General features: G+C 32.1%; 19 protein-coding genes and 3 pseudogenes. 5 read left to right on the top strand and 17 right to left on the bottom strand.

Going from position 1 to position 21,744, the window contains the following annotated elements:
- Positions 1 to 9: 9 nt before the first annotated feature.
- Positions 10 to 1,389: an amino acid permease gene (locus DYE57_RS01710; protein WP_115312636.1), complete on the bottom strand. Its 1,380-nt coding sequence runs from the start codon at positions 1,387 to 1,389 to the stop codon at positions 10 to 12.
- A 310-nt stretch (positions 1,390 to 1,699) separates the two neighbouring features.
- Between DYE57_RS01710 and DYE57_RS01705 the strand changes: the two are divergent.
- Positions 1,700 to 2,462, top strand: a pseudogene (locus DYE57_RS01705) (alpha/beta fold hydrolase).
- An 89-nt stretch (positions 2,463 to 2,551) separates the two neighbouring features.
- On the opposite strand, the gene DYE57_RS01700 reads toward DYE57_RS01705, so the two are convergent.
- Positions 2,552 to 3,409, bottom strand: a complete 858-nt coding sequence (locus tag DYE57_RS01700; protein WP_115312635.1) for a fructosamine kinase family protein — start codon at positions 3,407 to 3,409, stop codon at positions 2,552 to 2,554.
- Positions 3,410 to 3,635: 226 nt separating this feature from the next.
- Here DYE57_RS01700 and DYE57_RS01695 point away from each other — a divergent pair, with 226 nt between their 5' ends.
- Together DYE57_RS01695 and DYE57_RS01690 are read left to right on the top strand one after the other, a co-directional pair.
- On the top strand, positions 3,636 to 4,700 hold the full coding sequence (locus DYE57_RS01695) for a quinone-dependent dihydroorotate dehydrogenase (RefSeq protein ID WP_115312634.1): 1,065 nt from the start codon (positions 3,636 to 3,638) through the stop codon (positions 4,698 to 4,700).
- 89 nt (positions 4,701 to 4,789) lie between these two features.
- Positions 4,790 to 5,059: a hypothetical protein gene (locus DYE57_RS01690; RefSeq protein ID WP_115312633.1), complete on the top strand. Its 270-nt coding sequence runs from the start codon at positions 4,790 to 4,792 to the stop codon at positions 5,057 to 5,059.
- A 66-nt stretch (positions 5,060 to 5,125) separates the two neighbouring features.
- Here DYE57_RS01690 and DYE57_RS01685 read toward each other — a convergent pair whose 3' ends face one another.
- The 10 genes and pseudogenes from DYE57_RS01685 to panB form a co-directional block, all read right to left on the bottom strand.
- Complete coding sequence (locus DYE57_RS01685) at positions 5,126 to 5,812, bottom strand: epoxyqueuosine reductase QueH (RefSeq protein ID WP_165417859.1); 687 nt, start codon at positions 5,810 to 5,812, stop codon at positions 5,126 to 5,128.
- Between the two features lie 236 nt (positions 5,813 to 6,048).
- Positions 6,049 to 7,181: pseudogene (locus DYE57_RS01680) on the bottom strand (zinc ribbon domain-containing protein).
- 51 nt (positions 7,182 to 7,232) lie between these two features.
- Positions 7,233 to 8,150 (bottom strand): zinc ribbon domain-containing protein, encoded by a 918-nt coding sequence (locus tag DYE57_RS01675; protein WP_232619697.1) that lies wholly within the window; start codon positions 8,148 to 8,150, stop codon positions 7,233 to 7,235.
- A 517-nt stretch (positions 8,151 to 8,667) separates the two neighbouring features.
- Positions 8,668 to 9,807 (bottom strand): TcaA second domain-containing protein, encoded by a 1,140-nt coding sequence (locus tag DYE57_RS01670; RefSeq protein WP_232619698.1) that lies wholly within the window; start codon positions 9,805 to 9,807, stop codon positions 8,668 to 8,670.
- Complete coding sequence (locus DYE57_RS01665; RefSeq protein WP_115312631.1) at positions 9,808 to 10,311, bottom strand: hypothetical protein; 504 nt, start codon at positions 10,309 to 10,311, stop codon at positions 9,808 to 9,810. It lies immediately after the preceding gene.
- Between the two features lie 30 nt (positions 10,312 to 10,341).
- Positions 10,342 to 10,485, bottom strand: a complete 144-nt coding sequence (locus tag DYE57_RS11795; RefSeq protein WP_165417834.1) for a hypothetical protein — start codon at positions 10,483 to 10,485, stop codon at positions 10,342 to 10,344.
- Between the two features lie 83 nt (positions 10,486 to 10,568).
- On the bottom strand, positions 10,569 to 10,718 hold the full coding sequence (locus DYE57_RS12780; protein ID WP_115312630.1) for a zinc-ribbon domain-containing protein: 150 nt from the start codon (positions 10,716 to 10,718) through the stop codon (positions 10,569 to 10,571).
- A 169-nt stretch (positions 10,719 to 10,887) separates the two neighbouring features.
- Positions 10,888 to 11,271 (bottom strand): aspartate 1-decarboxylase, encoded by a 384-nt coding sequence (gene panD, locus DYE57_RS01655; protein WP_185802524.1) that lies wholly within the window; start codon positions 11,269 to 11,271, stop codon positions 10,888 to 10,890.
- Between the two features lie 10 nt (positions 11,272 to 11,281).
- Positions 11,282 to 12,124: a pantoate--beta-alanine ligase gene (panC, locus tag DYE57_RS01650; protein ID WP_115312628.1), complete on the bottom strand. Its 843-nt coding sequence runs from the start codon at positions 12,122 to 12,124 to the stop codon at positions 11,282 to 11,284.
- Positions 12,117 to 12,935 (bottom strand): 3-methyl-2-oxobutanoate hydroxymethyltransferase, encoded by an 819-nt coding sequence (panB, locus tag DYE57_RS01645; RefSeq protein ID WP_115312627.1) that lies wholly within the window; start codon positions 12,933 to 12,935, stop codon positions 12,117 to 12,119. Before panB ends, panC begins: the two co-directional genes overlap by 8 nt.
- A gap of 75 nt (positions 12,936 to 13,010) precedes the next feature.
- Here panB and DYE57_RS01640 point away from each other — a divergent pair, with 75 nt between their 5' ends.
- A complete protein-coding gene (locus DYE57_RS01640) occupies positions 13,011 to 13,877 on the top strand; it encodes an oxidoreductase (RefSeq protein WP_115312626.1) in 867 nt (288 codons plus the stop codon).
- A 109-nt stretch (positions 13,878 to 13,986) separates the two neighbouring features.
- Here DYE57_RS01640 and budA read toward each other — a convergent pair whose 3' ends face one another.
- The 4 genes from budA to cidR form a co-directional block, all read right to left on the bottom strand.
- Positions 13,987 to 14,691, bottom strand: a complete 705-nt coding sequence (budA, locus tag DYE57_RS01635; RefSeq protein ID WP_115312625.1) for an acetolactate decarboxylase — start codon at positions 14,689 to 14,691, stop codon at positions 13,987 to 13,989.
- 112 nt (positions 14,692 to 14,803) lie between these two features.
- Positions 14,804 to 16,468, bottom strand: coding sequence for an acetolactate synthase AlsS (gene alsS / locus DYE57_RS01630; RefSeq protein ID WP_115312624.1), 1,665 nt, complete (start codon positions 16,466 to 16,468; stop codon positions 14,804 to 14,806).
- Between the two features lie 62 nt (positions 16,469 to 16,530).
- On the bottom strand, positions 16,531 to 17,481 hold the full coding sequence (locus tag DYE57_RS01625; RefSeq protein ID WP_115312623.1) for an L-lactate dehydrogenase: 951 nt from the start codon (positions 17,479 to 17,481) through the stop codon (positions 16,531 to 16,533).
- A gap of 792 nt (positions 17,482 to 18,273) precedes the next feature.
- A complete protein-coding gene (gene cidR, locus DYE57_RS01620) occupies positions 18,274 to 19,155 on the bottom strand; it encodes a cidABC operon transcriptional activator CidR (RefSeq protein ID WP_115312622.1) in 882 nt (293 codons plus the stop codon).
- Positions 19,156 to 19,892: 737 nt separating this feature from the next.
- Here cidR and DYE57_RS01615 point away from each other — a divergent pair.
- A pseudogene (locus tag DYE57_RS01615) lies at positions 19,893 to 21,344 on the top strand (APC family permease).
- Positions 21,345 to 21,453: 109 nt separating this feature from the next.
- On the opposite strand, the gene DYE57_RS12175 reads toward DYE57_RS01615, so the two are convergent.
- Positions 21,454 to 21,621, bottom strand: a complete 168-nt coding sequence (locus DYE57_RS12175; RefSeq protein WP_232619699.1) for a hypothetical protein — start codon at positions 21,619 to 21,621, stop codon at positions 21,454 to 21,456.
- Positions 21,622 to 21,744: the final 123 nt, after the last annotated feature.

Here is a 21,744-nt window from a genome sequence, read left to right as displayed (position 1 = left end):
AAAATTACTTTATTCTTTTTCTGTTTCAATCTCAGCTTTGTGAGATTCTTTTTTATATTTTTGATACATTAAAAACATTGCTCCAACCCATACAGGCACGAAAAGTACTGCATAGCGTGTGCTACTGTTTATAAGTAAAATAACAAAGATAAAAGCGAAGAAAACCAAGATGCCATATGCCATATATTTTCCGCCCCACATCTTGTAATCACTTTCTTTATGATGCATAGAATCATGTTTTAAATAACCAAGATAAGCAACCATAATAATTGCCCAAATCATAATGTTCAAAACGGTGGAAAATGTAGTTATTTGAACGAAAACTTTTGTAGCATCTTTAAACACAGCATTCAAAACTACTGAGATACTTAGTAAACAACATGTCACTAAAATAGCATAATATGGCACACCATGTTTATTCGTTTTGTGTAAAAAGGCAGGTCCCTGTTTTCTGCCAGCTAAACCAAACATTGTACGACTATTCGCAAAAATACCACTGTTACAAGATGATGCAGCTGCTGTTAATACTACGAAGTTAATAATACCCGCAGCAAATGGAATACCAACTAAGCCGAACATTTTAACATATGGACTATTAGCTGGATCCAATTGTTTCCAAGGCACTACTGACATAATGACCGCTAATGATCCTATATAAAACAATAATATTCTAAAAGGTACATTATTGATAGCTTGTGGTATCGTCTTATGTGGATCTTTTGTTTCTCCCGCAGTAATACCTATTAATTCAATCCCTATAAATGAAAAGATAGCCATCTGGAATGACATTAAAAATCCTGATGTGCCATTTGGGAAGAATCCGCCTTCTTTCCATATATTAGTCACGCTAGCTGTACCATAATCTGTTTTCATTGCAAATACTATCATCACAATACCAACAATAATTAAAGCTAAAATCGTGGTAACTTTGATGATAGATAGCCAAAATTCTAACTCTCCGAATAATTTCGCACTAAATAAATTTAATGCAACTAAAATCAGAATCGTCGCTGCTGCTGTTAACCAGTTAGGTATAGCAGGATACCAGAACTCTACATATTTAGCGACAGCAGTTACCTCTGCCATGCCAGAAATTATCCATGTTAACCAATAAGTCCACCCGACCATGAAGCCTGTCATAGATCCTATTTGATGATGAGCAATGTCACCAAATGACTTAAATCCTAAATTTGATAGTAGCAACTCACCCATTGCTCTCATAAACATGAAAAGAACGAAACCTACTATTATATAAGTTAGTAAAATAGACGGTCCTGCTAAATGAATCGATTGACCAGCACCTAAGAACAAACCTGTACCTATAGCTCCACCTATTGCAATCAATTGAATATGCCTATTGCTTAATTCTCTTTGCAGTTTATCTGCCATAATCTTCCTTCTCCATTTCGTGGAATATCTTTCTGTCTGAAAGTTATGTCTATCTGTATACCCCTTTTTATTACATAAATTATTTAGTCAATCATTATTAATTTGATTGTACAAATTTAAAATTACCCTATTTTCAAAAATTCAATCAAATAGTTATACATTTTTTAAAAAGAACGAGCTAGTTTAGACCTTTATACTTAGCGTTTGTTTTTTACTTTAAAGGGAAAAGTCTAATACAATTCCTATCAAATAGATAACATACATTAAAGTTAATGATAAATATTTGTACTTATTTTGGAGGTCTTAATTGATGGAAATTTTAGAATTACAAGGTGCTAAACTACGCTATTACAAAATAGGCAAAGGACCTATCCTTATCTTAATTCCTGGTGCAAATGGCACAGGTAATATCTTCATTCCCCTAGCCAAACAATTACAAGAACATTTTACGTTGTAGCGATAGATCGACGTGGTTATGGTCAAAGTGAGCTTACTGAACCACTTCCAGACGAAGTATCAAATCCAGATAGTCGTTACCGTGTTAAAAGAGATGCGAAAGATGTCTTTGAATTAGTAAAATCATTAAGTTAAGAACCCGTTTATGTATTAGGTTCTAGTTCAGGCGCTATCGTTGCGATGCACGTGTTAAAGAATATCCAGATATAATAAAACATATTGCATTTCATGAGCCACCTATTAATACTTTCTTACCAAATGCTCAATACTGGCAAGAAAAAATACTGAAATCATTGATATCGTGATCAATGAAGACATGCCAGAAGCAATGAAACTTTTGGTGAAACATTAAACATAAGTCAACTTGATCAACAATATATGTCTAAACCAGCTCAAGTAAAAGATGATGCCGAAAGCAAACAACGCTTTAACGAAATGTTATGTTGGTTCAAATATGAAATTCGTCAATATACAGAATCTAATATTTCCCTAGAAGATTTAAATCAGCATAAAGACATCATCACTTTATTAAATGGTATTGACTCTAAAGGTTCATTTCCATAGGCTATGTTCAAAAACCTGAAGGATTTTCAGAAGTATTATTAAATTTTTGGTAAGTATAAATTAGATCAAAAAGATTTTCACTCAAAAAACCCACTTCTTATAATCGATATATCATTCTATCAAGAAGTGGGAGTATCATATGCTATTCTAGAATTGTTTGCATAGAGCGTTGAACACTACCTGCATACATTCCACCAAATTTAAGTAAATGAATCATAAGTAAATATAGTCTATAAAATTCTAAACGCTTATGAGCGTCTTTACCTAACGGCAATTGCTTGTCGTATTCATCATAAAATTCTTGGGTAAAACCACCAAATACAGTAGTAATACCTATATCAAATTCTCTATCTCCATATAATGGCGCAGGATCAAATAAAGCTGGACGACCATCGCTAAGAAACATATAGTTGCCACCCCATAAATCACCATGTAATAATGAAGGTTTACTTTCATGTATTTGGAGTTCACGAACCATAACATCTCTTACTTGTTCATATATCTTCTTATCAGCTTGTTTCCATAAACCTGTTCTTAACAGTTCATCTCTTAAGTGATCCATCCTTCTATCGATGAAAATTTCTTTCCATGTACTTGTCCATGTATTATCAAACGATACATCTGCTCCTTCATGAGGTAAATGAAAGCCAAACTTACCATCTTTTTGTTGTTGACGGTGCATCCTAGCAACGAGCTGTGCAAGTTCACTTTGGCTTCCATTACTTCCTTCCTCAAGAAAACTTAACACTAAATAAGCATCACCATTAATTTCCCCGCTCGCAATGACACGTGGTGCTGTAATATCAGCATTTTCAAATTCATTTAATCCAGCTATCTCTCCAGCATAAAATGACTCTGGCCGTTGACGTTGAACAAGTAAAAAGAATGTATCATCCTCATTTGTAGTGACTTTAAATGCTTCATTCACATCCCCGCCACTGACTGGAGAGATGTCTTTCACATCTTCTAGAGGTAATTTTTCTTTCCAATCTTTATTCATAATCTCACCTTCCTAAGACGAAAATAACTGTACTTTACTACATTGCCACATCTTATTAAAATTAATCCTTACTTTTATATTGAACTTCAAATTAAGTCCATTTTTCAACTTTCACTAATTTAACTATGAAACTTCACATGAAAGTGCTAGTCTATTAAAAGAACGAATTTCAAACATATTAAGTGAGGATAGTAAGCCTCAAATATAATGAAATAGGAGCGTCAACATGTATAAATTAGTTAAACCTTTATTGTTCAAATTAGATCCAGAGCGTGCGCACGGTGTGACCATTGATGCATTAAAATGCGTACAAAAATGTTCGGCACTTTTGCCAATGGTTAATAAAATATTTACTTATAGAAATCCAATATTAACTCAGAAAATTCATGGTATTACTTTTAGTAATCCTATCGGTTTAGCAGCAGGATTTGATAAATCATGTGAAGTACCTAGAGTACTTGAAAATATCGGTTTTGGAGCAATTGAACTTGGTGGGATTACACCAAAGCCTCAACTTGGAAATCCTAAACCTCGTATGTATCGTTTACTCGAAGATAATGCACTTATTAATCGTATGGGCTTTAATAATATTGGAATGAATAAAGCTCTCAGCAATTTGCGTCGTCACACTTATACCATTCCAGTTGGATTAAACGTAGGTATCAACAAATCAACGGCTTACGAGAATCGCTATCAAGATTATATTAAAGTCATTGATACATTTAAAAATGATATCACTTTCTTTACCGTTAATATTAGTTCACCTAATACTGAGAATTTACAAAACTTCCATCATAAAGATGAATTCTCTATGTTATGTAACGCATTGAATCAATTTAAAGCTGAAAAGGATATCACTGTACCCATTTTCCTTAAACTCACTTCTGATATGGATTTATATAACTTCAAAAATATCTTACCGTCAATTACTAATACGTTCGACGGGGTGATGCTAGCGAATACTACTCGACAACGTGATGGTTTAATCTCAAAAAATAAGGTTGAAGAAGGCGGACTTAGTGGTAAGCCATTATTCGAACGAAGTTTACAATTAGTTAAATATGCTTATCAACAAACAAAAGGCAATTTTTTAATTATTGGAACTGGCGGAATTTTCAGTTCTACAGATGCTATTAAAATGTTGAGAAATGGTGCGTCATTACTGCAAATCTATTCTTCACTAGTGATTGAAGGTCCAGGTTTAACTAAGAGAATGAATAAAAAAATAGCTCAATATCTAACAAAACATGGGTACAACAACGTAAGCGATATTATCGGTTTAGATGCATAAGTTTATATTTCCCATGAATTGTTGTAACTTTTCTTATAAAGTATTCAATTTATATTGATGATACATGTCATGGATTTGGAGGCATTAACATGAGTGAAAAGACAATAAATAGCAATGTAGCTCAAAAAACGATTACGAAAATACCCAAAGAACATATGCAAGAAGATGAAAGACAAGGTCTAAATGGTTATCGCAAAACAGATTTGGACCTTGAAATTGAACGCGAACTTCGTGAAATGATGGATAATGGAGAAAACACTAAAGATACTAAAGGTAATAGATTTAAAGACTTTTCTTTTATCTCAATGATCGTTATCGCAATTATGGCTATAGTGAGATTTATTCATAGAATGATATAAACGAAAGAAGCCTGAAACTTGAGTTTGAAACATATCACTTTCTAATTTAAGCTCAGGCTTTTTTATTTAAAATTTTTGTAAAAACGCAGTTGCGTCTTTATTAATTTGCTTAAAATCAATACCTTGCTTCATTGCTGCAAATATACATCCACAATAACATTGTCTAAAAATATTAAAGTCATTACACAATTCAATCGAGCGTTCATACCCTTTATTTTTCTTAAAATCACTTGGTAAGTATTTCACATTATAAATATTTTGCACATCCATACCCAATTCATTGATGAGTTGAGCATTTTTCTTTGGGGAGAGCGTAATCGCACTTCCAAAATAATCATATCCAAATTTGACTGCGGCTTCGGCAACGATCTCTAGTCTCATTTCAAAGCAAGCAGTACATCTTAAACCACCTTCTGGTTCCTCTGTTAACCCTTTATCTTTGGCCATTTTCATAAATTCGTGCGGTTTATAATCCGCTTCGATATATTTAACGTCAGCACCCGTTTTGTCATTAAAATCTTTAACAAACTGTTCTTGGACTTTTGCACGTCTCAGATACTCACTCTTAGGATGGATGTTAGGGTTAGCAAAGTAAATCGCTATATCTGCATATTGAGTCAAAAATTCTAATGTATAAGTGCTACACGGTGCACAACAACTATGTAAAAGTATTTTAGGACGTTCTCCTTCACGCTCCCATTGAGAAATCATCTTTCTTAAAACTTTATCATAATTTATTTTTTGATTTTTCATTTTTGCTAAAATTTGATTAACTTCAATCACAGCAAAACCTCCCTTAAATATACCCAATATGTATAATCTAATATTATTATATATTACTGAATATATAAAGGGAGTATAAGTTGATTTACTTAGAAATTTACGTTACTTTGTTAGAATTAGAAATACTAATATCAAACTCTACCGAATTATGACAACATTGACTTTGGTGTTTTCAAGAGTATTGATATTAGTGTAAATTTCAAAATTTAATAACCTGAACCAACTTCATCGCCATTTTCATCATATTCTGTTACATAACCATCATCTGTATAAGCAGTATATGATCCGGCTAAGTTACCATTTTTATCTGTAAATGAGAATCCCCATTTACAGTCATCGGTTTTTTCAGGTTCTTTGTAAGTATATTTATCAGTATCTAAAGTATGCCCTTCATATGAACCTTCTGCATGAACAACAACCTCTTCATCAGGATCGTATGGTCCATATGTTTCCGAAGATGATTCATCACCGATTTCTTTGCCATTTGCATAGATTTTCACGTTATCTAACATATAGCCACCATCAACATAGACATTAAAGCGTTTTTGTTTAAAGGATTCATAAACTGTAGAGTCTTCATTGCTCATATCAATTATTAAAGCACCTTTAAATTTTTTACCATCCATTTCTTTAGTAGCTTTCAGATTAAAATTTCCGACAGAGAATGTACCTAAGTCTTTCTCTTTATTCTCTTCAACAGAAATAGTACGTTTATCGCCATTAAATTCGTAAGTTATTTTTCCACCATTGCTTGGCAAAAGTGTTATAGAATGTTGTGGAACATTAAAGTGGTAATCATCAAAAAATAAATATTTTTTGCCATCTTTAGAAATATTTAAAATATTATTTCCATTTGCATCCACTGATAAGTTTCTATAGTGATTATCTTTTACGTCTTTAGTACTCTGTTCTACTTTATCTCCTACATTATTAAAATCATCTTCGGTCTTAATATAATTTAAGTATGCACGTGCTTCTTGTTTACTTAAATGATTATTTCCTGATGTTAGTTGTTGAGATAATGATTGTGCATCATCTTTTTTTATCACATGAGAAATTTGTGATGCTTGTTTACTTGGAGACAATTGGCTTTTCAATATTGCAAACACAACAAATAATGTGATTAATACTGCTAAAACAATTGTTATGATGATCCAAAATTTTTATTACCTTTAGGTGATTGAGATTGTTTATTCACTGATTGTTGATAGGGTCGTCGTTGATCAGAATATTGTGAATGGCGATGATGTTGGTTAAATCGTTGAACAGGTGTTCCACAATTTGTGCATACTTTAACTCCTTCGCGTAGTGGTTGACCACAGTTACTACAATATTTCATTAATAATACGTGCTCCCTTCAAATATATCACTCATGTGCTCCAATAGATTGTCAAAAATTTGATTGAATAATGATATAAATAATCACACCATAAAAACTAGATATTCTAGTATCATTATTTTTACTATATTTTGCCATCATATAAATACCTGAAATAATAAATAGTAATAAAGACAATAGTGTCACACTAGCACCAAAACGATAAGCATTTGCTAACATTAAAATAATTGAAAGCACTAAAATGGCTACCGACACACTATTGATAAGTACAAAGTCAGATAAAACCTTCTTGAATGTAATAGGTTGCCTTACAACTAAACGCGTCATTGCGTATGTAGCACCTATAATTATTGCTAAAAATAAAATAATCCCAACAATAATCGATATAATCACACTACTTTTTGATGTGCCAATATAAGAAATTTCAACCGGTATTATTGAAGCGAGAAGGATTCCTAGCATAATAAAACCAATAATTAAGAGTGATATTATTAATTTAAAACTAAAAGATTGAGAACTCTTAATAACATAATCTGATGATACAAATGCACTTTTAAAGAAACCTTTGCTTTCTTCAGTAACTGCCTTAGTCTGCTGACTGAATTGACCTTGTTGTTGATAATCAGAATGTTGATGTTTTTGATATGTAGAAGATTGAGAAAATTGAGGTCTTTGTTGATGATTTGAAGTGTGTTGCTGCAGTGCTTCATTTTGAAATTGTTCGTTGTGTTTAGCATTTTCATCTTTACTATGCTTCATTGTAGAATCACTCTGCTGAGATACTACATTTTTATTTTCATCTACTTGTGTTGATTGTGAACCATTGTTAGATGCTTCATGTGATTTGGCTTGGGATATCTCTCTTTCTGCAACATTCACAGATTGAAAACGTCTTCTGAGTTTATAACCGCACTCTCCACAGAATAAATCGTCCTCTTCAACAGGATTCCCACAATTTAGACAATGCATATAAGCCCATCCTATATTTTATTTATTTTTTAAATCCTCAAAAAGTATATAATTACATTTATACTTATTTCTAAAATAATTCGAAAAATATTATTGATTGCGTTAATTTAAGTATTTATATTAAATGAAACACTTTTACATATCATCCATAATACAAAAAGCAGATTCTCTATTGTATTACCAATAAAAAATCTGCTCTACGATACAAAAATACTTTTAATTTTTCATATATTAAGTTTCATTATTTAGGATAACCACTCGTAATCAATTCATCATCTTTACTATATTTATATACTTAACCGTCATATGTATCAACATAGTACTTGTTGACAACGTTTTTGGTCTTATCTTTAACCTCTATTTCCCATTTATCAAGTGGGTCATCATTCTTAAATTCATACATGTATTTTGAACTATCATTAATATTTTTATCAAATTGTTTAACGGCGTCTAGCGCTTGTTTTTTACTAATGTTCTGATCATAATAACACTTTTTAGATTCTTTTTCGGTACTTGCTTATTTTTTACTATCATCCTCTTTATCTTTTGATTTGTCTTCATTTTCTTTGTTATCTTTTTTCGAATCATTACCTAATTGATCCTCAACAAATTGATTCACTTCATCACTATTAAATTTTAGAGTTATTGTTTTATAATCTTCGACACCTTCTGGTAATTGAACTTCTTCAGATTTTGTCTTCACTTTATGTTGACCAACTTTTCCTTCTGCATGAATAACAACCTTCTCACTTGATGTATAGTGACCATAAGTTTTATACTCTTTCGCTTTTCTAGAATCTTTGTTTTTAATAAATAAGCGGACATCTTTAACTTTATATGAATTACTAATTTTAATCATAAAACGTTTTTCCTTAAAGTTTTCTTTAACTATTGAATGGACAGGTTTCATCATTATGACTAAATTACCTTTAAATGTTTGATGATTAACTTCTTTTTTAGCTTTTAACTGGTAATCTCCTAGAGGGAAACGACCGACGTCAACTGGTTGATCTTTTTTAAGATTAATCGTATGTGTCTTACCTTTATATTCATAATAGATTTTGCCATTATCTTGTGCATACATACTAATAGAATAATGAGGAATATTAAATTCATAATGTTCAAACAAACCTAGCGTTTTTCCTTTTTTCTCAATTTTCATGATAGTTAATTGATTAAGGTTGACTACATGACTTGTTGCATTCGATTGATTCATTTGTTCTAAACTCTTCGTTAAATCATGCGACAATTCTTTAAGTTTATTATGATTTTTCAGGAAATTTAAATACGCCTTAGTTTCTTCATCATTGAGCTTATGACCATCCGACGTAATAAGTTTAGAGAGTTGCTGTACATCCTCTTTCTTCAATACATCAGAAATTTGCTCAACTGTTTGATAAGGAGACAACTGATGTTTAAAAAAGAAAAAGACACTTATTAACATAATAGTAATGATAGCAACTAATATTGAAATGATGACCATAGGTTTATTGAGTTTTCTAAATCGATATGAATCGTTAAAGTGTCCTCGTGGATAACTTGATTTATATTCATGATGTCTAACTTTTTGTTGAGCACGTATAATTTGTTTACCACAACGTGTACAAACCTTTTGATGTGGATATAAGTGATTCCCGCAATGTTTACAAAACTTCACTTAAATCACTCTTCTAAGTAGTCTGCTGAAATTTTGCATCACTAAGCTTTCAACTATGCTTTCTCCAAAAATTAGGACAATAAAAGAAAATGCAAATAGTAAAATAATAATGCCATACATACTTGAAATACGTGTTTGAAACATCGTACTATATTTAACCACCAAATATGCTGGTAAAAGAGTAAATAATGAATACGCCACAATAAGTACAACTGAGGCAAATTTATACGTATTCAAGATAAATAAAAAAGTTGAAATGAATAATAGTGCAACCGAAAATGTATCTATTAAAACATAGTCTGATAGTACTTTATTAAACTTTAATGTTGGAAGTATCGTTAAACGAATCACTGCATATGTAACACCAATGTGTACAGTTAAAATAATAGCAATTCCTACTATAAACTTAAAAATAATATTTGCCTTTGACACTTGATACACTGCTACTTCTTCTGGAATCACACCATTAACTAGTAATGAAATGATGAGTAAACCCGCTACCAATAAAGCAAATAAAACTTTATAACTAAAAAATTATTGCGCTTTAATTAACTCATCAGGATGAGTGAACACGCCTAAAAAGAAACGTTTCATTTCAACTATAAATTCATTTGATGTGTGATGTTTTGATTCATGCGATTCTTCATTATGAACATGTATATCATTTTGATTAACCACAGTTGTGTTAATATTATGAGGTTGATTTAAATCTTGTTTATCTGATTTAATCTCTACTGACTGATTAACCTTCTTGCTCTTAGCTACATCATCATGCTGATAATCTTGTTGTGAAGGTGTAATTTCTGAAGATTTTTTATTATTACGTCACTTTCATATGAAAGCTTATTGCCACAATTACCACAAAAGACATCCTCTTGATGATAATGTTGACCACATTTTGGACAATTCAATAGATGTTTGGACCTCCATTGTTATATATGATATTCTAGATTATATGCTAACATCATATTGTCAGCTACATAATAATTATTTCATATAATAATTTAGGAGTAATACTAATTTAAAATCAAAAACCAAGTTGCTCATAGGCAACTCGGTTTATGTTATTACATCAAGTAATTATTGTATTAATGTATTTTCCTTTTCATGAAACATTTCAATAATTGTATTTTCTTCATTTAACACTGCAACTTTAGGTGAGTGCGTGGCCATCTCTTGTTCGTTTAATTGTGCGTAGGTCATGATAATAATCACATCGCCTATCTCAGCTAATCTTGATGCTGCTCCATTTAAACACATTTTACCACTACCACGTTCTCCTGCAATGACATACGTTTCAAATCTTGCACCATTATTATTATTCACGATTGCTACCTTTTCGTTCGGTAATATATCTACAGCATCAAGTATATCTTCATCAATTGTGATGCTACCAACATAGTTTAAATTTGATTCTGTTACTCTAGCTCTATGAATTTTAGAATTCATGAATGTCCTTATCAATAGTGTCATCTCAAATAATTATATTATCTATTAATCTCGCTTTCGAAAATTTAACTGCTAATGAAATAAAAACTTGTCCTTGTATCACTGTTTGTTGCACTAAATCTGGATAACTATAAATACCAATTTTATCAATTTTTCCACTTATATGTTTATTAAGATAAGATGTCATTTGTTTAATAATTAAATCACTATGTCTTTCTCCCTCATGATACAATTGACAGGCTAATTGTAAACTTTTATTCAAATGTATTGCTTCATTGCGCTCCTCTGCAGTTAAATAAACATTTCTAGAACTTTTAGCTAAGCCATCGTCTTCACGTACTATATCTACACCAATAATATTAATTGGATGATTGAAGTCTTTAACCATCTTTTTAACGATAGCTAACTGTTGCGCATCTTTTTTACCAAAATATGCGGAATCAGGACTAACGATATTAAACAACTTATTGACTACTGTAACAACACCTTCAAAGTGGCCAGGACGTTGAGCACCTTCTAATACCTCTGCTAAATATCCTACCTTTAAATCAATGCCTAATTCATCTGGATACATCTCGTTCACACTAGGATGAAACACATAATCCACATCAATCTTTTCAACAGCAACTACATCTTTATCAAGTTGACGAGGATACGCATCTAAATCCTCATTAGGCCCAAATTGTAAAGGATTTACAAAGATACTAATAACAGTGATGTCATTTTCTTTTACAGACTGTTGCATAATCTTTAGATGCCCATCATGCAAAGCACCCATTGTTGGAATAAAACCTACTGATTTACCTAAACACTTATAGTATTTTGAAATAGATTGCATGTCTTCAACTGTAGTAATCACTTTAGTCATAACACCCTACCTCATTCATAATCTTTTTCTTATAAGTAAAGGACTCAGATGGGAAATGACCTTGTTTAACTTCTTGATCATATTGTTTCAAGCCATCTATACCTATTGAAAAGTCCGCAAATTGTTTGACAAATTTAGCCTGTCGATTGACACCGTAATTTAACATATCGTGATACACCAAAACTTGACCATCTGTATCCTTCCCAGCGCCAATACCTATAACAGGAATCGTTAACTGCTCACTAATCACTTTAGCTAAATCACTTGGGATTGCTTCTAAAACCAATAAAATAGCACCTGCTTTTTCTATTGCTTTAGCATCTTCTATTAATTGAATAGCTGCTTCTTTCGTATCACCTTGAAGTTTATATCCCATCACTCCAACACTTTGTGGTGTTAAGCCTAAATGTGATACGACAGGAATGCCCATGCGTGTTGCCTTTTGAATAAATGATACAAGATGTGCACCTTCCGCTTTTACTGCATTGGCATTGGTATCTTTGTATATTTTTAGTGCGTTTTTCAAATCTTCCTCATCACCCACACCAACTGTTCCTATAGGCATATCTATAACAATAAATGTATTTGGTGCTCCTCTTCTTACTGCTTTACCATGATGAATCATATCATTTACAGTAACTTGAACGGTGCTATCATAACCTAGAACAGTCATTCCTAGAGAATCTCCTACTAAAATCATATCAATCTCAGCTTGTTCGACTTGTTTTGCACTAGGAAAATCATAAGCCGTGACCATCGAAATTTTAGTTTGCTCTTCTTTCATTTTCTTTAGGTGATTTAAAGTTTTCAATTCATTTCACCCTCTGTTTCCTATATTATTAGCAATAGTATAATGAATCGTTACGAGAAAGGAAAGAATTATGTTATGACAATCGCTATTATTGGTCCAGGTGCTGTCGGAACAACTATTGCAGCTGAAATAAAAAAAGTTTTACCAGAAACACAATTAATAGGTCGCTATGATAAAACAATGTCTTATTTCCCAGAAAATACAACTCACAGATTCGATATTGAAGTCACCTCATATGATAGAGTGAAGCAACTATTTGATGTCATTATTATCGCGGTAAAAACTCATCAACTAGATTCTGTTATAAAGCAACTATCTACGATCGCTCATAAAGATTCATTAATCATATTAGCTCAAAATGGTTATGGGCAAGTTGAAAGAATACCATATCCAAACGTTTTTCAAGCCGTCGTTTATATAAGTGGACAGAAAATCAATCATCAAATCAAACATTTCAGAGATTATCAATTATATATTCAAGATAACACACTTACCCGCCAATTCAAGAATGAAATTATTGGTTCAAAATTGAATGTGACTTTAGAACCAAACATTGAAATGAAAATCTGGTACAAATTACTTGTTAATCTTGGTATCAATTCTATCACTGCTTTAGTACATCAACCTACAAAAGTTTTGCAGTATCCGCATATGACTGAATTATGTCGTCATATATTAGCTGATGGCGTTCAAGTGGCTTACTCTGAAGGTATTTATTTTAACGAAACAATCATTGGAGACATTATGAATATTTATGCTGGTTACCCTAATGAAATGGGCACAAGTGTGTATTATGACGTTATGAATGGGAATCCTCTAGAAATAGATGCTATACAAGGATATATTTATCGACGTGCGAGATATCACCAATTAAAAACCCCGTATTTGGATACAGTATATACATTTTTATCTGCTTACCATCTTAAATATAAACATTCTTAATTTACGTATAAACATAAAAAACCCCTAAAGGTCATCTCAACTTTAGGGGTCGACTTCAAATCATTAAAGGTCATATCATTTTTGAAATTGAGGTACAGTTATACAATGATTATTCAGCTTCTCTGATTTCGTCAGCAATATCTTTATAGTCAATGTCTGCATCAGTAAATGATTTAGCATCAACTGGGAAGTGTTGCTCAAATGTTTCAAAGTTTTCGATTTCTACAGTTACATCGTCCACTTCAAAGTCTAAAATGTGACCACCAAAATCACGATCATCATTAGCAAAGTGAATATGGAAACCACCTGAACCGATACCATGGAATAATTCGGGAGTAAAGAATCCAACTATAGATCCTTTAATATTTTCACGAGTTTCTTCTGGTTGTCTTCGTGCTGAATCAATTAAACGTGTATATGGTGGTTCTTGACCTGGCATCATACGCACATGCATTTTTTTAAATGTTCCAGATATTTTAACAGCTGAGAACATATTTTCACTTATCATTTCTTTTTTAATTTCTTCAAACACTTCATCTTGATTTTTATTAGATGTGTTAAAACTTGAATCTGCTTTAAATTTTGCAACAGTTGCATAAGGTGTCATTTCATCACCTTTTAATTCGATAAATTCTTTGTGTTCATTTGCATGGTATGCTTTTCCATCTACAAAAATAACTTCACCATCAGAACCTGTAAGCGTAGCAATCCCTAAATCACCATGTTCTAATAAATCATTAATTGAAGCTGTTCCTTCTAACAAACCTGCCATTAAAGTTCCTAGTGTTCCGTGTTGATACAATACATTAGTCATCTTTTTCACTCCTATTAATATTCATTACTTGAAGAAACGCAAACTAAGGATAATTTACTTACCTTAGCGTGCGTTCTTTTAAAATTTAATTTATCTTTCTTAAGCTACAATATTAATTTAAAGCATTTGGTAACATGTTTGTTGATAATTTCACATTATCTTGATAGTTAACTGGAATATCAATCAATACTGGTCCATCTGTTTCATAACCTTCTTTAAGAGCTGCTTCTAATTCTTCTTGATTAGTTACACATAGTCCTTTAGCTCCAAATGATTCAGCATATTTAACAAAGTCAACTGGACCAAAGTCTACACCAGCAGAACGTTGATATTTCATTTCTTCTTGGAATTCAACCATGTTATAACGTCCGTCATTCCAAATCAATTGGATAATATTTAAATTTTTACGTACAGCTGTTTCTAATTCTTGTCCTGAGAATAAGAAACCGCCATCTCCAGCTACAGAAACAACTTGAGTGTTAGGTCTAACTAGTGCAGCTGAAATTGCCCAAGGAAGTGCAACACCTAAAGTTTGCATACCGTTACTGAATAATAAGTGTCTTGGATTATAACTTCTATATTTACGAGCCATCCAAATGTAATGGCTTCCTACATCTACAGTAACCGTTGTATCATCACTTAAAACTTTTTGCATTGTTTCGATGATTTCAATTGGGTGCATCACACCGTCCTTATGAGTTGCTTTAATTCCAGTTGCTTCAGTAACTTCAGCTCTTAATCTTTCTAATTCATCTAAATGATTTTGATTGATGAATGGTTCATCAACATGTTTAGAAATCATATCAATTGTATCAGCAATATTACCAATTAATTCTTTAACTGGTTGCATATAATTAGTAATTTCTGCATGTTCTTCATCTACGTTGATGATTTTAGTATCTAATTCTTTATTCCAGTTGCTTGCTTCATATTCAATTGGATCATAACCAATAGTAATAACTAAATCACTTTTTCTTAATAGTTCGTCTCCAACTTGGTTTCTGAAAAGACCTACACGACCGAAGAAATGATTTTCTAAGTCACGACTAATGACACCAGCACCTTGGAATGTTTCAACTACAGGTAGGTTAGTTTTTTCTACTAAACGACGAACGGCTTCTGTTTCAGCTTGGCTAGAACTTCTCATTCCTGCTAAAAGTACAGGGAATTTAGAATTCTTAATTGCATCGATGACTTCATTAATTTCTTTTTCTGAAGGTACTCCAAGATGAGGTTTTTGGCAAAGTGAAATTGCTTTCGCATTAACAGGTGATGAAATAACATCTTGTGGAATACTGATGAAACTTGCACCATTTTTACCTGAAGTTGCTGTACGCATTGCATTCGTAATAACCTCTGATAATGATTCTGGATCTTGTACTTCAGCACTATATTTAGTTGAAGATTTAAGTAGTGATGCATTATCAATACTTTGGTGAGTTAAACGAAGTAAGTCATTTCTTTTAACTTGTCCACCAATTGCTAAGACTGGGTCACCTTCAGATGTTGCTGTTAATAAACCAGTTGTTAAGTTACTTACCCCTGGTCCGCTTGTTGTAAGTGCGACACCTGGTTTACCTGTCAAACGACCAATACCTTGTGCTATCATTGCTGCGTTTTGTTCATGACGAGTAACGATTAACTCAAGATTATCATCTTCAAGTGCATTGAATAAGTAGTCGATTTTCGCACCTGGAATACCGAATACGTATTCAACTCCATTATTTTTCAAAGTATCAATTACCATTTGTGCTGCAGAATATTGTTTATCCGCCATTTATATTCATTTCCTTTCAAAAATTATATTTCTCTAATACATATTTCCATTATGCTCATCTTTTACACTAAATGTTTAACAGAATCGTATATTTCATCTAGAGTTTTCATTGATTTTTCTAGTAATTGTTGTTCGTTATCACTCAATGGTGTCTCATATACTTTGACTGCACCATTTTGGTTAATGAGTGTTGGTAAGCCAAGGTATACATCTTTATACCCATATTGACCACTTAGTTGACTAGAAACTGTTAAGATACTATTTTCATTATTTAATAAAGCTTTGGTAATTCTTAACAATGCTAATGCTATACCATAATAAGTTGACCCTTTAGCTTGAATAATATCGTACGCGGCATCTCTTGTATTAACGTAAATTTCTTCAGCTTTAGCCTCGCTACCAGTTTGCTCTTTTAATGTTTCATATACTGAAATACCTCCAACATTAGCTTGAGACCAAACTGCTAACTCAGAATCACCGTGTTCACCAATAATGCTTGCATGAACACTACTTGGTGTTACCCCTAATTCTTTACTAATTAAATATCTAAATCTTGCGCTGTCTAGAACAGTACCGGAACCAATGACACGTTCTGCTGGTAGACCAGTAACTTCTTTTACATAACGAGTTAAAATGTCTACCGGATTTGCTGCTATTAGGAAGAACCTGTCAAATCCACTCCCCATGACACTATCTACAATGCTTCTCATTATTTTAGTGTTTTTTTCAACGAGTTGTAAGCGTGTTTCCCCTGGCTTTTGAGGCGCACCAGCTGTAATTACGACTAAGTCTGCATCCTTACAATCTTCGTATTCACCAGCTTTCACTATTACAGATGAAGCACTATAAAGTGCACCGTGGTTTAAGTCTTTAATATCAGCTTCTACCTTTTCTTTTGCAATATCAATGATTACAAATTCATCTGCTATCCCTTGAGTTACCATAGCAAATGCATAGCTAGAACCAACGGCTCCGTCTCCCACTAAAACAACTTTTTCCCCCATTTTTTTCATTTTAACGAACTCCTTCATAATAAAGTCACACAAAACTGTGTTAAATTATTTTTATTAAAATAACTAGAATTTTACTTCGATGTAATTTAAAAATTGTCATTTTAGTGACGAATTTACAACAATTTATCGAAGTAATTAGCTCAGTGACTAACTTTATTACATAAATAATTATAGTACGATACTAAGTATTAATAAAATACATAATAACGATGTTAACTATTCATAAAAGGAATGGGGTTTATATAGGAAATTGTAATGCCCCTATCCTTTATGAACAAAAGGAATGTAAGTTAGTCTATAGTCTTTCAAATGCCTTATTTTCCCCAATTGGATAGTTCCTTTAAACGCTAAGTTTATTTGAAAAGCTATCTACTAGACGATACCCGCCTATGACATCAAGGTAACAAATATATTGTATTTATTCCAAAAATTATATTGTTATTTTTTTGTAAAGTATAATAAATAATATTTACAGATAAATAAAAAAGGAGGCAAGGCAAAACTTAAAATCCCAAAATAATAGCACTAAGATAATTTAATTTTTCAATCAACTTAGTGCTTTCTTTATATTCAATACTTCATGTTGTAGGTTCGCTTTCTTAGGGGATAGCTTTGACCTATCCTAGCTTACTATATTTGTAAAAACTACTTAAATGCTTTTCTATGTTGGGGTCCAAGACTAACTTTGAAAAAGACTTGATATAAAAGCATTTTCAATGCGGTCAGCTACTACAAAATTGTTAACAATCGTGCACATGTTATTTACGCCCCTAACTCTTCGCTAAACATTCATTATAGTGGTTCAAGTTCAGAAATAAACTCTATCCATTTTCGAGTTACATAATTTAAATATGCATCTTTTCTCCATATCACTCCTAAATGCCAAGAAAGCTCAACATTTTCTAACTGAATTGCAGTAACATTGTATCCCATTAATTTAAATAAGCTTTCTGGAACAACACTAATACCGATACCTTGTTGAATCATATTAGCTATAAAACTTATTTGCGAAATATTAGCTACTGTTTTCGGGAAAAAACCAAGTCTTTTACAGTTCTCGATAATTTGATCCTTTAAATAGTAATCATCGTGAAAGAGCACAAATTCCTCATCTATCAAATCTGCCATATCCACTTTATTTAAATGAGAAAGATGATGATCATTACTTACTACTAAAAGTAATTCTTCATTATATAGAGGTGTAGAGTGAAATTCACTATGATCTACTGGCAACGTAGTGATACCAATATCAACATCGTCATTAGAAGTTAAGTTTTCTACTATTTTACCTCCACCCTCTATGACCTCATAAGTAACGTTCGGGTATAATCTGTGAAACTGATTCAATGCACTTGTAAACATTTGAACGTTCATCATTGGGGACAATCCTATTTTAATATGACCTTTTTGAACGTTTACAACATCATTCATTTCTAAGGATAGTTTTTCGAATAATGCAAGAAACTCTAGACTATTATCGTAGAAAGTTTGACCTATATCTGTAAGTTTAATTTGTTTTTGAGAACGGTCAAACAAAGTGATATCGTATTCATTTTCAATATTTTTGATTGCTTTACTTATTGTTGATTGAGCAATATATAGGTGTTCTGAAGCTTGTGTCATCCCGCCTTGGCGTACAACTTCCACAAAATATTTAATTTGTTTTATTTCCATTCCTATTCATCCTTAACTTTTCGTTTACTTCGACAAATCAAATCACCATCATATGCTGAAACACATATTAAATCATATCAGCTATAAGTATAAAGCAGTTTCCCATAATATTTTGTATTAACGGAGAAATGATGACTCCAATCTCACATTTTGAGCCTGGGACATCAATCAGTGTCTCAGGTAATTTCACGCATTGTCAATCGTCGGCTGAATTGAAAATACACTTATACCAAACTTTTTTCAACTATAGTCTGGGCCCCAACATAAAGAATTTCACTTAGAAATTCTACAGACAATACAAGTTGGGGTTCGGGAACGATATGGAACAACGAATTTTATCCCACTCCCTGACTCAATTGTTCTTTAGTTATGTTAAGTATTAAAAATGTAAAACTTAACAATTTTCACTTACTATACCTATCATACTCTTTTAAATGAAGATATGTAAAATCGCTCTTCTAACATCACTTTTTTGTAATTCTCAAATAATTGGATGTACTTTTTACTAGAAAACTATTTTTATTCTCAAAATTTCTGCTATAATCAATTAAAGCGTTTAGAATTTAAAATTTACTAATTTTTTCAGAATTTTTAGACAAAAATACACTTTTCTATGATATTAATTATTAGATTTTACCTAGTATTAGTCATAATAACGAAGATGTAGAACAGTTAAAATGAAACACCTTTTCCTGACTAATCAAAATAGATAACTTATTTATATGTGGAGTTTTTTTATGGCTAGTTTTTTTAATCGAATTACTCGAAAAGAGAATCCAACAATTTATCAAAATAAAGATGGACATCTTAAACGTACATTACGTGTGCGTGATTTTCTTGCTTTAGGAGTAAGGTACTATTTGTTTCTACTTCAATTTTCACTTTACCTGGTGTAGTTACAGCTGAACATGCAGGTCCTGCTGTTGCATTATCATTCTTAATTAGCTGCAATCGTTGCTGGACTAGTTGCATTTACGTATGCTGAAATGGCTTCAACAAAGCCTTTTGCAAGATCAGCATATTCTTGGATTAATGTTTTATTTGGAGAATTCTTTGGATGGGTTGCCGGATGGGCGCTCTTAGCTGAATACTTCATTACCGTTGCTTTTGTGGCATCTGGTTTTTCAGCTAACTTAAGAGGTCTTGATTGCCCCACTTGGTATTTCTTTACCAAAAGTGCTATCCAATCCTTATGATAGCGATGGTGGTATTATCGACTTAATCACAGCTGTGGTTATTATTTTAACCGCATTATTACTGTCACGTGGCATGTCAGAAGCTGCTCGCATGGAAAATATTTTAGTTATTTTAAAAATACTGGCAATCATTTTATTTGTTATTGTCGGATTAATGGCTATCAACTTTAATAACTTTGTGCCTTTCGTCCCTGAACACAAAGTCACAGAAACTGGAGACTTTGGTGTTTGGCATGATGTTTATGCTGGTGTATCAATGATTTTCTTAGCATATATAGGATTTGATTCTATTGCAGCTAACTCTGCAGAAGCAATTAATCCTCAAAAAACAATGCCAAGAGGTATTCTCGGTTCATTAATTGTTGCTATTATACTGTTTGTTTCTGTAGCACTTGTGCTTGTGGGTATGTTCCATTATTCACAATATGCGGATAACGCTGAACCAGTAGGTTGGGCTTTACGACAAAGTGGACACGGTATTATCGCCGCAATCGTCCAATCTATTTCTGTAATAGGTATGTTTATGGCATTAATTGGTATGATGTTAGCTGGTTCTCGTCTGTTATATTCATTTGGTCGTGACGGCCTATTACCTTCCTGGTTAGGAACTTTAAATCATAAGCACTTACCTAACAGAGCGTTAGTCATTTAACGATTATCGGAGTTATTATAGGGTCAATGTTCCCATTCAAATTTTTAGCGCAATTAATTTCAGCAGGAACTTTAGTAGCCTTTATGTTTATATCACTTGCAATGTATCGTTTAAGAAAACGTGAAGGTAAAGATTTACCTCTACCAGAATTTAAATTACCTTTATATCCTATATTACCTGCGATTACATTTGTACTGGTATTAATTGTATTTTGGGGATTAGGTTACGAAGCTAAGTTATACACTTTAATTTGGTTTATCATTGGTATCTTCATTTATTTAATATACGGAGTAAGTTACTCTAAGAAAAATGAAGAAGAAGAGTACCACATTCCTAAATAAAATCATAATATTACTTAACGGTTAGTGAATAAAATTCACTCGCCGTTTTTTTAATTTAGATAAAAAAGCACATACATCTCTATATTTTAATGATTTGATGTAGGGTTCTTCATCCAAAAGATTTATAATAAGACGTCTTTTTTGCTAAATGTGTTTCACCCCACATTTTATATTCTTTATCATCTGTCCACTGTGCTGGTAATGGTCCCACAATATATTCATACTCACTATCAGGTTGTCCTTTAGAAACTATATCTTTTACAGACTCATCCATCATTACATTTATTTCTTTTCATCCTTTTCGCTCTATAATACTATTCACAATAGTGTTGCATTTATATTTTTGATAAGTGATAACACCAATAACATAAACTGCAACTATTAATACGATACAAATAAA

Origin of the sequence: Staphylococcus saccharolyticus (assembly GCF_900458815.1) — a bacterium.
GTDB classification, from domain to species: domain Bacteria; phylum Bacillota; class Bacilli; order Staphylococcales; family Staphylococcaceae; genus Staphylococcus; species Staphylococcus saccharolyticus.
This window is presented reverse-complemented; position numbering and strand designations above follow the sequence as displayed.

Bases quoted from the DNA above. Each gene is read 5' to 3' on its own strand.
- DYE57_RS01685 (WP_165417859.1), bottom strand. From the start codon at position 5,812: ATGAAAAATCAAAAAATAAATTATGATAAAGTTTTAAGAAAGATGATT.
- DYE57_RS01640 (WP_115312626.1), top strand. From the start codon at position 13,011: ATGACAATCGCTATTATTGGTCCAGGTGCTGTCGGAACAACTATTGCA.
- DYE57_RS01695 (WP_115312634.1), top strand. From the start codon at position 3,636: ATGTATAAATTAGTTAAACCTTTATTGTTCAAATTAGATCCAGAGCGT.
- DYE57_RS12175 (WP_232619699.1), bottom strand. From the start codon at position 21,621: ATGATGGATGAGTCTGTAAAAGATATAGTTTCTAAAGGACAACCTGAT.
- DYE57_RS01625 (WP_115312623.1), bottom strand. From the start codon at position 17,481: ATGAAAAAAATGGGGGAAAAAGTTGTTTTAGTGGGAGACGGAGCCGTT.
- DYE57_RS01710 (WP_115312636.1), bottom strand. From the start codon at position 1,389: ATGGCAGATAAACTGCAAAGAGAATTAAGCAATAGGCATATTCAATTG.
- DYE57_RS01700 (WP_115312635.1), bottom strand. From the start codon at position 3,409: ATGAATAAAGATTGGAAAGAAAAATTACCTCTAGAAGATGTGAAAGAC.
- cidR (WP_115312622.1), bottom strand. From the start codon at position 19,155: ATGGAAATAAAACAAATTAAATATTTTGTGGAAGTTGTACGCCAAGGC.
- budA (WP_115312625.1), bottom strand. From the start codon at position 14,691: ATGACTAATGTATTGTATCAACACGGAACACTAGGAACTTTAATGGCA.
- panC (WP_115312628.1), bottom strand. From the start codon at position 12,124: ATGACTAAAGTGATTACTACAGTTGAAGACATGCAATCTATTTCAAAA.
- DYE57_RS01690 (WP_115312633.1), top strand. From the start codon at position 4,790: ATGAGTGAAAAGACAATAAATAGCAATGTAGCTCAAAAAACGATTACG.
- DYE57_RS01675 (WP_232619697.1), bottom strand. From the start codon at position 8,150: ATGCATTGTCTAAATTGTGGGAATCCTGTTGAAGAGGACGATTTATTC.
- alsS (WP_115312624.1), bottom strand. From the start codon at position 16,468: ATGGCGGATAAACAATATTCTGCAGCACAAATGGTAATTGATACTTTG.